Source organism: Streptomyces sp. NPDC000151 (assembly GCF_040301705.1).
In the GTDB taxonomy this organism is placed as follows: domain Bacteria; phylum Actinomycetota; class Actinomycetes; order Streptomycetales; family Streptomycetaceae; genus Streptomyces.
Genome location: NZ_JBEPFC010000004.1, coordinates 1 through 15462, shown reverse-complemented (window position 1 = coordinate 15462; position 15462 = coordinate 1). Strand labels below are relative to the sequence as shown.

At 70.7% G+C, this 15462-nt stretch carries 11 protein-coding genes; 6 read left to right on the top strand and 5 right to left on the bottom strand.

What is annotated here, in order from left to right; genetic code table 11:
* Positions 1-5: 5 nt before the first annotated feature.
* Positions 6-1832 (bottom strand): acyl-CoA dehydrogenase, encoded by a 1827-nt coding sequence (locus ABT381_RS02425; RefSeq protein ID WP_351586742.1) that lies wholly within the window; start codon positions 1830-1832, stop codon positions 6-8.
* A 132-nt stretch (positions 1833-1964) separates the two neighbouring features.
* Between ABT381_RS02425 and ABT381_RS02420 the strand changes: the two genes are divergently transcribed.
* The 3 genes from ABT381_RS02420 to ABT381_RS02410 all read left to right on the top strand — a co-directional run bounded on the left by ABT381_RS02420 (position 1965) and on the right by ABT381_RS02410 (position 4881).
* Positions 1965-2438, top strand: a complete 474-nt coding sequence (locus ABT381_RS02420) for an SseB family protein (RefSeq protein WP_031050204.1) — start codon at positions 1965-1967, stop codon at positions 2436-2438.
* A 189-nt stretch (positions 2439-2627) separates the two neighbouring features.
* Positions 2628-3581, top strand: coding sequence for a pirin family protein (locus ABT381_RS02415; protein WP_351586740.1), 954 nt, complete (start codon positions 2628-2630; stop codon positions 3579-3581).
* Between the two features lie 160 nt (positions 3582-3741).
* Positions 3742-4881: an AI-2E family transporter gene (locus ABT381_RS02410; protein WP_351586738.1), complete on the top strand. Its 1140-nt coding sequence runs from the start codon at positions 3742-3744 to the stop codon at positions 4879-4881.
* On the opposite strand, the gene ABT381_RS02405 is transcribed toward ABT381_RS02410, so the two are convergent.
* A complete protein-coding gene (locus tag ABT381_RS02405; RefSeq protein WP_351586736.1) occupies positions 4788-6980 on the bottom strand; it encodes an ATP-binding SpoIIE family protein phosphatase in 2193 nt (730 codons plus the stop codon). The two genes, ABT381_RS02410 and ABT381_RS02405, sit on opposite strands and share 94 nt — an antisense overlap.
* Before the next feature lie 249 nt (positions 6981-7229).
* Here ABT381_RS02405 and aspS point away from each other — a divergent pair, with 249 nt between their 5' ends.
* Positions 7230-8993 carry an aspartate--tRNA ligase gene (gene aspS, locus ABT381_RS02400; protein WP_351586734.1) on the top strand — a complete coding sequence of 588 codons (1764 nt, stop codon included), beginning with the start codon at positions 7230-7232 and terminating at the stop codon, positions 8991-8993.
* Between the two features lie 67 nt (positions 8994-9060).
* On the opposite strand, the gene metG is transcribed toward aspS, so the two are convergent.
* Positions 9061-10770: a methionine--tRNA ligase gene (metG, locus tag ABT381_RS02395; protein WP_351586732.1), complete on the bottom strand. Its 1710-nt coding sequence runs from the start codon at positions 10768-10770 to the stop codon at positions 9061-9063.
* A gap of 193 nt (positions 10771-10963) precedes the next feature.
* On the opposite strand from metG, the gene ABT381_RS02390 reads away from it, so the two are divergent.
* A complete protein-coding gene (locus tag ABT381_RS02390; RefSeq protein WP_351586730.1) occupies positions 10964-11152 on the top strand; it encodes a DUF397 domain-containing protein in 189 nt (62 codons plus the stop codon).
* An 80-nt stretch (positions 11153-11232) separates the two neighbouring features.
* On the opposite strand, the gene ABT381_RS02385 is transcribed toward ABT381_RS02390, so the two are convergent.
* Together ABT381_RS02385 and ligD are read right to left on the bottom strand one after the other, a co-directional pair.
* Positions 11233-12933 carry a vWA domain-containing protein gene (locus tag ABT381_RS02385; protein WP_351586728.1) on the bottom strand — a complete coding sequence of 567 codons (1701 nt, stop codon included), beginning with the start codon at positions 12931-12933 and terminating at the stop codon, positions 11233-11235.
* Positions 12934-13211: 278 nt separating this feature from the next.
* Positions 13212-14186: a non-homologous end-joining DNA ligase gene (ligD, locus tag ABT381_RS02380; protein ID WP_351586726.1), complete on the bottom strand. Its 975-nt coding sequence runs from the start codon at positions 14184-14186 to the stop codon at positions 13212-13214.
* 197 nt (positions 14187-14383) lie between these two features.
* Here ligD and ABT381_RS02375 point away from each other — a divergent pair, with 197 nt between their 5' ends.
* A complete protein-coding gene (locus ABT381_RS02375) occupies positions 14384-15325 on the top strand; it encodes an NADP-dependent oxidoreductase (RefSeq protein ID WP_351586724.1) in 942 nt (313 codons plus the stop codon).
* The last annotated feature ends 137 nt before the right edge of the window (positions 15326-15462 follow it).

The following is a 15462-nucleotide window of genomic DNA, read 5'->3' as shown; positions in this document are numbered from 1 at the left end:
GCGGATCAGAACGCCGCCTCGTCCAGCTCCATCAGCGACTGGTCGACGGACTCGGCGAGCCCGCGCTGCACGGCGACGCCCGGCAGGACGTTGTGCGCGAAGAACTTCGCCGCCGCGATCTTGCCCTGGTAGAACGCCTTGTCCTTGGTGGAGGCGGTCGCCAGCTTCTCCTGCGCCACCGCGGCGCCCTTCAGCAGCAGGTAGCCGATGACGACGTCACCGGAGGCCAGCAGCAGGCGCGTGGTGTTCAGGCCCACCTTGTAGATGGACTTGACGTCGTTCTCCGTGGCGGCGAGGTCGGTCAGCATCGCGCCGACGATCGCCTCCAGGTCGCCGGCGGCCTTGCCCAGCTCGCCGCGTGCGCCCTCCAGCTCCTCGCCGCCGACCGCCTCGGCCAGGAACTTCTTGATGGTCTCCGAGAGCGTGGTCAGCGCCGCGCCCTGGTTGCGGACGATCTTCCGGAAGAAGAAGTCCTGGCCCTGGATGGCGGTGGTGCCCTCGTAGAGCGTGTCGATCTTGGAGTCCCGGATGTACTGCTCGATCGGGTACTCCTGCAGGTAGCCGGAGCCGCCGAAGGTCTGCAGCGACTGGGCCAGCTGCTCGTAGGACTTCTCCGAGCCGTAGCCCTTCACGATCGGCAGCAGCAGGTCGTTCAGCGCGTGCTCGGCGGACGCGTCCTCGCCGGCCGTCTCCTTGATCAGGATCTCGTCCTGGACGGTGGCCGTGTAGAGCACCAGGGCGCGCATGCCCTCCGCGTACGCCTTCTGCGTCATCAGCGAGCGGCGCACGTCGGGGTGGTGGGTGATCGTGACGCGCGGCGCCTTCTTGTCGGTGAAGGCGGCCAGGTCCGGGCCCTGCACGCGCTCCTTGGCGTACTCCAGCGCGTTCAGGTAGCCGGTGGACAGGGTCGCGATGGCCTTCGTGCCGACCATCATCCGGGCGAACTCGATGATGCGGAACATCTGGCGGATGCCGTCGTGCTTCTCGCCGATGAGCCAGCCCTTGGCAGGGTGCTTGTCGCCGAAGGTCATCTCGCAGGTGTTGGACGCCTTGAGGCCCATCTTGTGCTCGACGTTGGTGGCGTAGACGCCGTTACGGGCGCCCAGCTCGCCGGTCTCGAAGTCGAACTCGTACTTCGGGACGAGGAAGAGCGAGAGGCCCTTGGTGCCCGGGCCGTGGCCCTCGGGGCGCGCGAGCACGTAGTGAAGGATGTTCTCCGACATGTCGTGCTCACCGGAGGTGATGAAGCGCTTCACACCCTCGATGTGCCAGGAGCCGTCCTCCTGCTTGACCGCCTTGGTGCGCCCGGCGCCGACGTCCGAACCCGCGTCGGGCTCGGTCAGCACCATCGTGGAGCCCCAGCCCTTCTCGGTGGCGACCTTGGCGATGTGCTTCTGCTGCTCGGTGCCCTCCTCGAAGAGGACGCCGGCGAAGGCCGGGCCGGAGGCGTACATCCACACGGCCGGGTTCGAGCCCAGGATGGACTCGGCGAAGGCCCACAGCAGGGAGCGCGGCGTCGTGGTGCCGCCGATCTCCTCCGGGACGCCCAGCCGCCACCACTCGGCGTCCATGTACGCCTGGTAGCTCTTCTTGAAGGACGCCGGGACCGGCGCGGTGTTGGTCTCGGGGTCGAAGACCGGCGGGTTGCGGTCGGCGTCGGTGTACGACTCGGCCAGCTCGTTCTCCGCGAGCCGGGCGATCTCGGACAGCACGCTCTTGGCGGTGTCGACGTCCATGTCCGCGAACGGGCCGGTGCCGTACACGCTGTCGCGGCCGAGCACCTCGAAGAGGTTGAACTCGATGTCGCGGAGATTCGACTTGTAGTGCCCCATGGCGACGGCTCCCGTAATCCTTCGTGAGGAGATCCTCAAACACATACCAGGTAGTAGCATCTAGGATGCTACCCGTCGGTAATAAGAAGCAACCCCTAACGGCCCATCTGTGACTCAGTACGCTTTGCAGCTATGTACGGCTACGACCAGAACGTGGGCGCGGGTCAGCAGGGTTACGGCGCTGCGCCGCCCCCGCCGCAGCAGGCTCCTGGCGGTTACGGCGGGCAGCCGCTGTATCCGGAGCCGTCCCCTCCCTCCCTCGCCGACGCGGTGCGCGCCTTCACCACGGGTTCGATGTCGGCCGAGGACTTCCAGGGGATCTTCTCGACGTCCAAGGTGTACTGCCCGCGGGGTGACAACCCGGGATTCCTGGCGCTGCACAACACCCAGCAGCCGGTGATCCCGATGTTCACCTCGCTCAAGGAGCTGCGCGCCTACGCCGGCAAGGAGTCGAAGTACTTCGTGATCACCGGCGCCGAGGTCCTCGACCTGCTGCCGACGGGGTACGGCTTCGTGCTCGACATGGAGGGCGAGCACCGCATGGTGTTCGACGCCAAGGCGGTGGAGCAGATGGTCGACTTCGCGATGCGGCGGATGTATGGCTGACCGCCGTCGCTCTGTGTACGGCTGATCCCGTCCAGTACTTGATCCGGTGGGCCGGTCGCGTGGGTACGCGACCGGCCCACCGGTTTGTTCACCTCGCTGACCTGCGGAGACACCTTCGGGAATGAAGTGCGGCTTGCGGGTTGTTCAGTGTTCAACTAAATTGAACGTGGAACGACCGAGGAGGCCGTCATGCCCGCAGTGACCGTTGAGAACCCGCTGACCCTGCCGCGCGTCGCGGCGCCCGCCGAGGGGCGGCAGCGCTCCGCACTCGCCGTATCGACCGCGCCCAGCGGTTTCGAGGGCGAGGGCTTTCCCGTGCGTCGTGCCTTCGCCGGCATCGACTACAAGCACCTCGACCCGTTCATCATGATGGACCAGATGGGCGAGGTGGAGTACGCGCCGGGCGAGCCGAAGGGCACGCCCTGGCACCCGCACCGCGGCTTCGAGACGGTCACGTACCTGATCGACGGCACCTTCGTGCACCAGGACTCGCACGGTGGCGGCGGCACCATCAACGACGGCGACACCCAGTGGATGACGGCGGGCTCCGGCCTGCTGCACATCGAGGCGCCGCCGGAGTCGCTGGTGATGTCCGGCGGTCTCTTCCACGGCCTGCAGCTGTGGGTGAACCTGCCGAAGCGCGACAAGATGATGGCCCCCCGCTACCAGGACATCGGTGGCGGCCAGGTCAAGCTGCTGACCTCGTCCGACGGCGGTGCGCTGCTGCGGCTGATCGCGGGCGACATCGGCGGGCACGAGGGCCCCGGCATCACGCACACGCCGATCACGATGATGCACGTCTCGCTCAACCCGGGCGCCGAGCTGACGCTGCCCTGGCGCGCCGACTTCAACGCGCTGGCGTACGGGCTGGCCGGGCGCGGCACGGCGGGCCCCGAGGGCCGTCCGTTCCGCATGGGCCAGACGGTCGTCTTCGGCGCCGGTGACTCGCTCACCATCAAGGCGGACGCGACCCAGGAGTCCCGCAGCCCGAACTTCGAGGTCGTGCTGCTCGGCGGGCAGCCCATCCGCGAGCCGATGATGCACTACGGCCCGTTCGTGATGAACACGCACGCCGAGCTTGCCCAGGCGTTCGAGGACTTCCAGGCCGGCCGCCTCGGCACGATCCCGGCTGCCGCCGGCTGATCCGACTCACCCACGGCCGTGCCCGGCGTTTCACGTGAAACGCCGGGCACGGCTTCGTGCTGTGCGGGCGCCGGGATCCGGCCGCCGGTCGAGTGCCGGCCGTGTCCGGCCGGGCGCGCAGTTCCCCGCGCCCCTGCGGGGCACGTGGTGGACTGGTCCCGTGCAGAAGCGGACGAAGACGGATGAACGGGAAGCGCTGCTTCCCCTTGGAGCTCGCCGGGCCGCGGCCTGGTGCGGACTGCTGCTGCTGGTCGCGGCGGTGGTCGCGGTCGCCGTATGGCTGACCGTGACCCTGAAGGCGGCCGTGACGCCCGTCCTGCTGGCCCTGCTGGGCAGCGCCCTGCTCGGGCCGGTGTACCGGCGGCTGGTCGCGATGAAGCTCAACCGGTCGCTGGCGTCCGGGCTGACCTGCGTCGTACTGCTGGTGGTCGTCGGCGGCGCCGGGTACATCGTGGTGTCGGCGCTGGTCGACACCGGCGACCAGATCGTGTCCTCGGTGCAGCGGGCGACCCGGGAGCTCACCAAGCACCTGGGCGCCACCGGCACCTCGCTGGGCGACCTGACGGCGAACGCCAAGCAACTGGTGCAGAAGTTCGGCGGCCGGGCCGCGACCGGGCTGCTCTCCGGTCTCAGCCTGGTCGGCCAGACGGTGGCCGCCGGCGTGCTGGCGCTGCTGCTGACGTTCTTCTTCCTGCGGGACGCGGAGCGGGCGGTGGGCGTCTTGCGGTCCTGGGCGCCGGGCGGGTCCGGGCCGCAGCTGGAGCGGATGGCGCGGCGCGGCTTCGAGGCCGTGGAGGGCTTCATGCGCGGGACCACGGTCATCGCGCTGATCGACGCCATCTGCATCACGGTCGGGCTGCTGATCCTGGGGGTGCCGGGCGCGGTCGGGCTGGGCGCGCTGGTCTTCGTCGGCGCGTACATCCCGTACCTCGGCGCGTTCATCTCCGGCGCGGTCTCGGTACTGGTCGCGCTGGCCGACCGCGGGTTCGTGATCGCGCTGTGGGCGCTGGGCGTCGTACTGGCCGTGCAGGTGCTCGAAGGGCACGTCCTGCAGCCGATGATCCAGAGCCGTACCGTGCACATGCACCCGGCCGTGGTGCTGCTGGCGATCACCGCGGGCGCGAGCGTGGCGGGCATCCTCGGGATGCTGCTGGCCGTGCCGCTGACGGCGGCGGCGACCGGCATCCTGTCAGAGCTGCACGAGCACTACGCGGCTGGTTCGGAGAGCGAGGAGCCGGGCAGCGAGGGGCCGCCGTCCGGCGGTTCCTCCGGGGACACGTCCGGCGGCGCCCCGGCCTGAGCCGCGTCCGCTGCCGCGCCGGCCCGGTCCTGCGCGTCCTCGTACAGCTCGAACCAGATGGACTTGCCGTCCCCGCGCGGATTCACGCCCCACGCGCCGGCCAGCAGCTCCATCAGCACCAGGCCGCGCCCGGAGGAGGCCAGCTCGCCGGGGCGGCGGCGGTGCGGCAGCTCGTCGCTGCTGTCGGCCACGTCCACCCGGACGCACCGGGAGCCCTTCACGCCGGAGATCTCGGCGATCAGCAGAGCGTCGCCGTCGGTGTGCAGCAGGACGTTGGTGACCATCTCGGAGACCATCAGCGCTGCCGAGTCGATCTGGTCCTCGTCGGCCCAGTCGTGCAGCACGTCGCGGATCTGGCCGCGGGCCTCGGAGATCCGCTCCGGCTCGGCCTGCGCGATGGTCAGGACCGTGCGGCGCACGGGCGCGCGCGGCTCCAGCCCGCCGGTGCCGATGGCGCAGCTGCCGCCCTCGCGGCGGTCGGCCAGCCGCCCGGTGGTGTGGTGCGAGGACGGCCCGTGCACGGCCTGTACCAGCGCGTCGGCGAGCTTTTCGAGGCTGTCACCGGACTCCGGTTCCTCGTGGCTCTCGATGATGTCCCGCAGCCGCGCCCAGCCGCTCTCCAGGTCGTGCCCGCCGGTCTCGATGAGCCCGTCCGTGCAGACCAGCATCGTTTCGCCGGGCTCCAGGACCAGCCGGGTGGTGGGGTAGTCGGTGTCCGGATGGATGCCCAGCGGGAGCCCGCCGGCGGTCGGCCGTACCAGCATCGTGCCGTCGGTCATCCGGATGGCGGGGTCGGGGTGGCCGGCGCGGGCGATGTCCAGCAGCCCCGTGGCCGGGTCGACCTCGATGTAGAGGCAGGTGGCGAAGCGCGGGTCCAGCCCCTCGGCCTCGGCGTCGTTCAGGCCCGAGAGGAAGCGGGAGGCGCGGGAGAGCACGGCGTCGGGGTGGTGGCCCTCCGAGGCGTAGGCACGCAGCGCGATCCGCAGCTGGCCCATCAGCCCCGCCGCCCGTACGTCGTGCCCCTGTACGTCCCCGATGACCAGGGCGATCCGGCCGGAGGGCAGCGTGATCATGTCGTACCAGTCGCCGCCGACCTCCAGGCCGCCGCCGGTGGGGACGTACCGCGCGGCCACCGCCATGCCGGGGATGTCCGGCTGCACCGTCGGCATCATGCTGCGCTGCAGGCCCGTCGTCAGCTCCAGCTGCGACTCCTGGTCGCCGGCCCGGTGCAGCGCCTGGGCGAGCATCCGGGCGACGGTGGTGAGCACGGAGCGCTCGTCGGGTGTGAAGGCGACGCGGTGGGCGAAGGCGGCCATCCAGGCGCCGACCGTCCGGCCGGCGCTGATCAGCGGCAGGAAGGCCCAGGACTGGCGGTCGAAGTGCGCGGCCATCGGCCAGGTCGCGGGGAACCGGCGGCGGTACTCCTCCGGGGAGGGGAGGTAGATGGCGCGTCCGGTCTGTATCACCTCGGCGGCCGGGTATTCGGTGTTCAGGGACATGTCGACGAACGGCTGCTCGTCCCCGGGGCGGTGTCCGTGGTGCCCGATGACCGATATGCGGTCGCCCTTGATGCCGAAGACGGCCAGTCCGTCGGGCATGAACCCGGGCATGGACAGGCCGGCCGCCACCCGCAGCACCTCCTCGGTGGAGCGCGCCTCGGCCAGCGCGCGGCCCGCGTCCAGCAGGAATGCCTCGCGGGAGCGGCGCCAGTCGCCGGTGACGGGGGTGCGCGCCGCGGACGTGCCCGGCTGCGCCTCGGGGACCTCCTGGAGGGTGCCGACCAGCTCGTAACTGTTGTCCAGCGGCGTGACGCGCGCCCGGCAGCGGACGACGCGCAGGACCTTGCCGTCGGTGTCCATGACCCGCAGCCGGCCCTCGGCGAGGGTGCCCTCGGTCAGCGCGAGGTGGACGACGCCGTTGATCTCTGCGAAGTCGACGGCGTGGAAACGGGAGCGGATGAAGGCTTCGCTGAAGTCGGCGGGCTCCTCGGGCAGCCCGAGGAGCCTGGCCGCCTCGGCGTCCAGCCTCACCTTGCCCACTGCGTGGTCCCAGTGCCACAGGCCGGTGCCGATGGCGGCCAGGACGTCCTTGGTGCGCATTGCATCACTTTATGTGGGTTTCACGGAGGCTCACCAGTGCGAAGGACGTGACCCTGGTCCCATGGTGTTCGTACGAGGGGCTCACGAGGGTCTTGTCGTGGATATGGCGACCCGGAGCGGCGGGGCGGAGCGGTAACCTGGAGCGGTTATGCCAATCCTGGGGTGATCATCGGGTGCCGACCGGGAGCCGACGACCCGGCCTCCCTTCCCCCGTTGCCCCACCTCGACTCGCGACGACTTGGATGAGCGATGCATCGGTACCGGTCCCATAACTGCGGCGAGCTCCGGGCCGCGGACGTCGACACGGACGTCCGCCTCAGCGGCTGGCTGCACAATCGACGTGACCTGGGCGGCATCCTCTTCATCGATCTGCGCGACCACCACGGCATCACGCAGCTCGTCGCCCGCCCCGGCACCCCCGCCAACGAGGCGCTCGGCTCCCTGACCAAGGAGTCCGTCGTCCGCATCGACGGCAAGGTCAGCGCCCGCGGCGCGGACAACATCAACCCCGACCTGCCCACCGGCGAGGTCGAGATCGAGGTCTCCGCGGTCGAGGTGCTCGGCGCCGCCGAGCAGATCCCCTTCACGATCAACGCCGAGGACGGGGTGAACGAGGAGAAGCGCCTGGAGTACCGCTTCCTCGACCTCCGCCGCGAGCGCATGCACCGCAACATCATGCTGCGCACGGCCGTCATCTCCGCCATCCGCCAGAAGATGGTGACGCTTGGCTTCAACGAGATGGCGACGCCGATCCTGTCCGCGACCTCCCCCGAGGGCGCGCGCGACTTCCTGGTCCCCTCCCGCCTGCACGCCGGCAAGTTCTACGCACTGCCGCAGGCCCCGCAGCAGTTCAAGCAGCTGCTGATGATCGCGGGCTTCGACCGGTACTTCCAGATCGCGCCGTGCTTCCGCGACGAGGACGCCCGCGCGGACCGCTCGCCCGGCGAGTTCTACCAGCTCGACATCGAGATGAGCTTCGTCGAGCAGGAGGACGTCTTCCAGCCCGTCGAGAAGCTGATGACCGAGCTCTTCACGGAGTTCGGCGGCGGCCGCGAGGTCACCTCGCCGTTCCCGCGCATCCCGTTCCGCGAGGCGATGCTCAAGTACGGCAACGACAAGCCGGACCTGCGCGCCAAGCTGGAGCTGGTGGACGTCTCCGACGTCTTCGCGGGCTCCGGTTTCAAGGCGTTCGCCGGCAAGCACGTCCGCGCGCTCGCCGTGCCGGACACCGCCGACCAGTCGCGGAAGTTCTTCGACGGGCTCGGTGAGTACGCCGTCGAGCAGGGCGCGAAGGGCCTGGCCTGGGTCCGCGTCGGCGAGGAGAACACCCTCACCGGCCCGATCGCCAAGTTCCTCACCGAGGACGACGTCAAGGCGCTGGTCACGGCCCTGGACCTGAAGCCCGGCCACGCCGTCTTCTTCGGCGCGGGCGAGTTCGACGAGGTCTCCAAGATCATGGGCGCGGTCCGCGTCGAGGCCGCCAAGCGCGCGGGCCACTTCGAAGAGGGCGTCTTCCGCTTCTGCTGGATCGTCGACTTCCCGATGTTCGAGAAGGACGAGGAGACCGGCAAGATCGAGTTCTCCCACAACCCCTTCTCGATGCCGCAGGGCGGTCTCGAAGCCCTCGAGACCAAGGACCCGCTGGACATCCTGGCCTGGCAGTACGACATCGTCTGCAACGGCGTCGAGCTGTCCTCCGGCGCGATCCGTAACCACGAGCCCGAGGTCATGTACAAGGCCTTCTCGATCGCCGGTTACGACAAGGACACCGTCGAGGCCGAGTTCGGCGGCATGCTCCGCGCGTTCAAGTTCGGCGCCCCGCCGCACGGCGGCATCGCCCCCGGCGTCGACCGCATCGTCATGCTCCTCGCCGACGAGCCGAACATCCGCGAGACGATCGCCTTCCCCCTCAACGGCAACGCCCAGGACCTCCTCATGGGCGCCCCCAGCGAGGTCGACGAGTCCCGCCTGAAGGAACTCCACCTCTCGCTGCGCAAGCCGCAGGCGAAGTAGGCGGCACATACGCCCGAGGGGCCCGGAACCAAACGGTTCCGGGCCCCTCGGCGTGTGCTGTGTGCGTTTACTCCTCGCCGCCGAAGCGCTCCTTGTAGGAGGTCAGGTCGTCTTCGGTGATCTTGGCGAAGAGGACCGGGGGGACGGTGAAGGAGGTGCCGGCCGGGACCGTGGACAGGGCGCGGGCCTCGTCGGCGGTGATCCACAGGGCCGTGTCGTCGGCGAGCGCGAACGCGGCGCGCATGGCCTTCGCCGAGGACGGGATGAACGGCTCGGAGATCACCGAGTACAGGTGGATGAGGTTCATCGCCGTACGGAGGGTGAGCGCGGCCGCGTCCTGGTCGGTCTTGATCTCCAGCCAGGGGGCCTTCTCCTCCAGGTAGGAGTTGCCCGTGCTCCACAGGGCGCGCAGTGCCGCCGCGGCCTTGCGGAACTGCATGGCCTCCATGTGCTCCTCGTACTCGGCGAGGAGGCGGGCGATCTCCTCGCCGAGCTTCGCCTCGGCCTCGCCGGCCTCGGCGCCCGCCGGGACCTCGTCACCGAAGCGCTTCCGCGAGAAGGAGAGCACGCGGTTGACGAAGTTGCCGAGGGTGTCGGCCAGGTCCTTGTTGACCGAGGAGGAGAACAGCTCCCAGGTGAAGGAGGTGTCGTCGGACTCCGGCGCGTTCGCCATCAGGAAGTAGCGCCAGTAGTCGGCGGGCAGCAGCTCCAGCGCCGCGTCGGTGAAGATGCCGCGCCGCTGCGAGGTGGAGAACTTGCCGCCGTAGTAGTTCAGCCAGTTGAACGCCTTGAGGAAGTCGACCTTCTTCCACGGCTCACGGGTGCCCAGCTGGGTCGCCGGGAACATCACGCTGTGGAACGGCACGTTGTCCTTGGCCATGAACTCCGTGTACCGGACGTCGTCGGCCTCGTACCACCACGACTTCCAGTCGCGGTTCTCCGGGTCGACGTCCGCCCACTCCTTCGTCGAGCCGATGTACTCGATCGGCGCGTCGAACCAGACGTAGAAGACCTTGCCCTCGGCGGCCAGGTCCGGCCAGACGTCGGCCGGCACCGGCACGCCCCAGTCCAGGTCGCGGGTGATCGCGCGGTCGTGCAGGCCCTCGGTCAGCCACTTGCGGGCGATGGAGGAGGCCAGCGTCGGCCAGTCCTCACCGGCCTCGTCGATGAACTTCTCGACCTCGCCCTGCAGCTTGGACTGGAGCAGGAAGAGGTGCTTGGTGTCCCGCACCTCCAGGTCGCTGCTGCCGCTGATCGCCGAGCGGGCGTCGATCAGGTCGGTCGGGTCCAGCACGCGGGTGCAGTTCTCGCACTGGTCGCCGCGGGCCTTGTCGTAACCGCAGTGCGGGCACGTGCCGACGATGTACCGGTCGGGCAGGAAGCGCTCGTCGGCGTTCGAGTAGACCTGGCGGATCGCCCGCTCCTCGATGAAGCCGTTCTCGTGCAGCTTGCGCGCGAAGTGCTGGGTCAGCTCGACGTTCTCCGGCGAGGAGCTGCGCCCGAAGTGGTCGAAGGCGAGGCCGAAGCCGTCGTAGATCGCCTTCTGGGCGTCGTGCTGCTCGGCGCAGAACGCGTCGACGGGCAGGCCGGCGTCCTTCGCGGCCAGCTCGGCGGGGGTGCCGTGCTCGTCGGTCGCGCAGATGTACAGCACGTCGTGCCCGCGCTGGCGCAGATACCGGGAGTACACATCGGCCGGGAGCATGGACCCCACCATGTTGCCCAGGTGCTTGATCCCGTTGATGTACGGAAGGGCGCTGGTGATGAGGTGTCGAGCCATTGCCGGCTGCTCCCAAGTCGCTACGGTGAGTGATTTTTTGCACTACGGAACGCCAATATCGTACTCGCCCGGACGGGGGCCACCGCGCCCCATTTCGGCTCGTGGACTCCTGTACGCATGGTGTGCAGGCGACCGGGGATGCTGTGAGTACCTGGGGAAGCGATGCGCGGCATCGAGGGGTGGCGGAGGGGCCATGGGTGACGGGCTGACGTGGTTCACGTCGAGCTACAGCGAGTACGAGGACGCCGCCTGTGTGGAGGTCGCGGCCGCGGCTGGATCGGTGCATGTGCGGGATTCGAAGCGGGTGGACGCGGAGACGCCGCGGCTGACGTTCTCGTCGGCGGCATGGTCGCTGTTCATCGCGTACACGACGGCGGACTGAGGCGCGGGGCTGAAGTATGAAGCGCGACGGCCCGGCCGCTCCGCGTGGGAGCCGCCGGGCCGTGTGCCGGTCGTGCCGGGTCAGCCGGTCTTGCTGTTCTTGCCGTTCTTCCGGTTCTTGCGGTCCTTGAGTACGCCCGCGGCGCGGGCCTCGGTGAGCCACTCGGGGAACTCGATCATCAGCTGCGCGTAGAGGTCGGCGTCGGCCAGGGCGCGCGGGTCGCGGCCGGCGTGGAAGAAGCCGGCGTTGTCGACCTTCCGCTTCTCCGGTACGGCGAGGTCGTCCAGCTTGCGCAGGAAGTCGAAGCCCTTGGCCTCGGGGTCGCCGAAGCCGACGAACTGCCAGAAGATCGGCAGCCCGGCCGCCTCGCACAGCGCCTTCTCGGCGGCGGGCTTGGAGGTGGGGGCGCCGTCGGTCTGGAAGATCACGAACGCGGGAGCGGTCGTCTTCGACTTCTTGTAGTGGTCGACGACGGCCTTGATCGCCCAGTGGTAGTTGGTCCGACCCATGTGGCCGAGGCCCGCGTGCAGTTCCTCGATGCGGCCCTCGTAGCCGGTCAGGTCGAGGTCGGCGGTGCCGTCGATGTCGGTGGAGAAGAAGACGACGGGGACGGTGCCGTCGTCGTCGAGGTGCGCGGAGAGGCCGAGGGCCTGCTCGGCGAGGTGCTGGACGGTGCCGTCCTTGTAGTAGTTGCGCATCGAACCGGAGCGGTCGAGCGCGAGGTAGACGGCGGCGCGCTGAGCGGTCAGGCCCTGCTTCTCCAGCGCCGCACCGGCGTCCTTGTACAGGCTGACCAGCCCGGGCGCGACGTCCTCGACCTTGGCGAGGGAGAGGGCGGGACGGGCTTCGCCGTCGGCGGGCGCGGCTGCGTCTGCGGCTGCGGGCGCCGCTGCCTCTGCGGGCGCGGGGACCGGCTCGGCGGGGGCCTCGGTCGTGGCCTCGGCGGGGGATTCTGTGCGGGCGGCGGGGATGGTGGCCGCGGGGGTGGGCTCGGGCTCGGGCTCGGCGACGACCTCGGGCTCGGCCTCCGGCTGGGCCTCGGCCTTCGGCTCGTCGGCCTGCGGTTCCGCCGCCTTCGGCTCCTCGGCCGGGGCCTCGGTCTTCGGCTCTTCGGCCTTCGGCTGGTCGGCCGGGGCCTCGGCCGTGACCTGCTCGGCGTCGGCGGTCACCGGCTCGGGCTCGGCGGCCACCGGCTCAGCGGCCACCGGCTCGGCCGCCTCGGGCTCCGTCTTGATCTCAGGCTCGACCTCGACCTCGTCCTTGGCCTCGACCTCAGCGCTCGTCGCGGCCTTCGGCTCCTCGACCTCGACCTCGGCCTCGACCTCGGTCGTGGCCGCGGCCTTGGCCTCCGCAGGCGGCTCCTCCGCAGGCGCCGCTTCCGCAGGTGCCGCTTCCGCGGGCGTCGGCTCGGCGGAGCGCTGCTCCGTCACCTCCGGCTTCACCGCCGACGGGCGGTCGAAGGCCTCTCTCACCAGGTCCGAGATGTCGGCGGCATCCGAAGAGGCGGCCGAAGCCGCGAGTACCGCGGCGCCCGCCGCGGGCGCGGTCTCCGCGTACGCCGGCTCCGGACGGGCCGGTGCCTGTTCCGTACGGGCCGCCGGGACCTCCGTCTCCGCGGTCGGCGCGGCCTCCGTCACCGCGTCCGCCGAGGGGGCCGACTCCTCGCGGGCCTCCGGGATGGCCGCCTCGTCGGTGGCCTCCGTCGCCGCGACGGCATCCGGTTCCTTACTGGCCGCCTTGGAGCGACCGAAAGCGTTGCGCAGCAGACTCCGAATGCCCATCGGCGTACCTCTCGTGCGTGTGGTGGCGTGCGTATGTGCTGGGTGCGGCGAATGTCCGTTTGAGCGAGGCGCGTGCTGACCAGGACGGACACCAAAGGGTAGCGGCCTGCCCCTGTCGCATCGTGGGACCCCGCGTGCCGTGTGCCGGTACGAGCCGAAGCCACCCGGATTCGCCGTCGGTTCATCTTTTTGTCGCCGCGTGTCGGGCCTGTCCCCGTACCGTCGCGGCCGATCACCCGACGCACCGTCACCACCCCGCTCCGGGCGGGCGTGGTGTCCTACTCCGAGGGCAGCCGCTTCGCCGCCGCGCTCACCGACCGGCCGCGCCAGCCGTCACCGGACCACGGGTCGGCCGCCGCCAGCCGTTCGGGCGCGGTACGCAGCGTCCAGCGCCGGGCGTTCAGCTCCGGGTCGTCCAGTTCCTCGCGGGTGATCGGCATGGCCACCGGCGCGCCCGGCTTGGCGCGGACGCTGTAGGGCGCGACCGCGGTCTGCGCGTAGGCGTTGCGCTGCACGTCGAGGTAGATGCGGCCGCGGCCGCCCTTCGTGGGGCGGTCGGCCTTGCGCTGCTCGGTGGTGAGCCGGTCCGGGTGGCGGTCGGCGAGCAGCTCCGCGGCGCGGTGCGCGAAGTCCCGTACCGCGTCGTAGTCGGACTTGGCGTCCAGCGGCGCGATGACGTGCAGGCCGCGCGAGCCGGTGGTCATCAGCCGGACGGGCAGCCGGACTTCGTCCCACAGCTCGCAGACCCGCGCCGCCGCCCAGCGCACGTCCTCGAAGTCCGCGCCCTCCGACGGGTCCAGGTCGACGATCAGGAGGTCGGGGTCGTTGGGGGTGTCCTCGCGGGACAGCCAGCGGTGCTGGGTCAGCGATGCCTGCCCGGCGAGGTACACGAGCGTGGCGGCGTCGTCGCAGACGACGTGCGTCACCTTGCCGCCGGCCTTCTCCTGGACGGAGGTGCGCACCCAGTCGGGGAAGTAGTCCGGCGCGTTCTTCTGCATCAGCGGGCGGCCGCCGATGCCGTCCGGGTGTCGCTCCATCATCAGGGGGCGGCCGCGCAGATGGGGCAGCGCGCGCGGGGCGACCGCCCGGTAGTGCTCGGCCACGTCCAGCTTCGTGATGCCGTCGTCGGGGAAGAGCACCTTGTCCGGGCGGCTGATCGCGACGGTGCGCCGGCCCGCCCGTACGGTCTCCTCGCCCTTCGCGCGCCCGCTGCCGGGGCGCCCGTCGTTCTTGTCGCCCTTGTCGCCCTTCATGAGGGGGAGGAGTAACCGCACCGGCCGTGTGCCAAACCCACCGCCGCCGCGCCGCGGCCGCCCTTGGGGACGGCCGTACGAGTTGCTTCCGGGGCATGGCCCTTTCGCCTGCCGCGCCGGGCGGCACCGGCGTGCTTACGATCCCCGGCAGGGGCCGGACAGGGGCCGGGGTACGGAGAGGTGGAAGGAACACCACGATGAGAGCCGTAGCAGTCAGTGCCTTCGGGGCCGAGCCCGAGCTGATGGACCTGCCGCAGCCCGAGCCGGGACCCGGCGAGGTGCTGGTCGCGATGGCGGTCGCCGGGCTGAATCCGGTCGACTGGAAGATCGCCGACGGCATGCTGAAGGACGCCGTGCCGCACTCCTTCCCGCTGATCCTCGGGACCGACGGGGCGGGCGAGGTGGTCGCGGTCGGCCCCGACGTGCGCCGCTGCACGGTCGGCGACCAGGTCTTCGGGCAGTTCCAGCTGGTCGGCAGGGGCGGTGGTTCGTACGCGGACTACGCCGTCGCCTCGGAGGACGCGGTCGCCCCCGCGCCGCGCAACGTCACGTACGCGACCTCGGCGGCGGTGCCGACGGCCGGCATGTCCGCGTACAACCTCGTGGAGGAGACCCGGGTCGCGGAGGGCAAGCGGGTGCTGGTCGTGGGCGCGACCGGCGGCGTCGGCACGTTCGTCACGCAGCTCGCGGCGCAGCGCGGCGCCGAGGTGATCGCCACGGCCCGGGCGGGCAGCGCGGAGCTGATGGGGCAGTTCGGCGCGGCGGTCACGGTGGACCACACGGAGGGGCCGGTGGCCCAGCAGGTGCGGGCGGCTCACCCGGACGGCGTGGACATCCTGATCGACCTGGTCAGCGGCCCGGAAGCGTTCGCGGACATGACGCAGGTCGTACGGGACGGGGGCACGGTCGTGTCCACCGTCGGCGCGGCCGACACGGACATGCTCATCGAGCACAACCTGCGCGGCTTCAACTTCCTCAACCGGCCCTCGCCGCAGCTGCTGTCCATCCTCGCCGACCAGCTCGACGCGGGCCGGCTCACCGTCCTGATCACCAGTGAGGTGCAGCTGGAGGACGCCCCGGCGGCCCTCGCCCGCAGCCGCACGGGCCGGGCACAGGGCAAGACCGTCATCGGTCTCTGAGCGCCCGGCGGACCCGCACGCGCCTCGCCAGGATTCCCGACAGGACGGCGGCGAGCCCCGCGGTGAGCCCCGTGGCGAGCAGCGCCCCGCCGCCGAGCCGGGCGCGCGCGGTGAGCGTGTCGTACACCGCCGAGCCC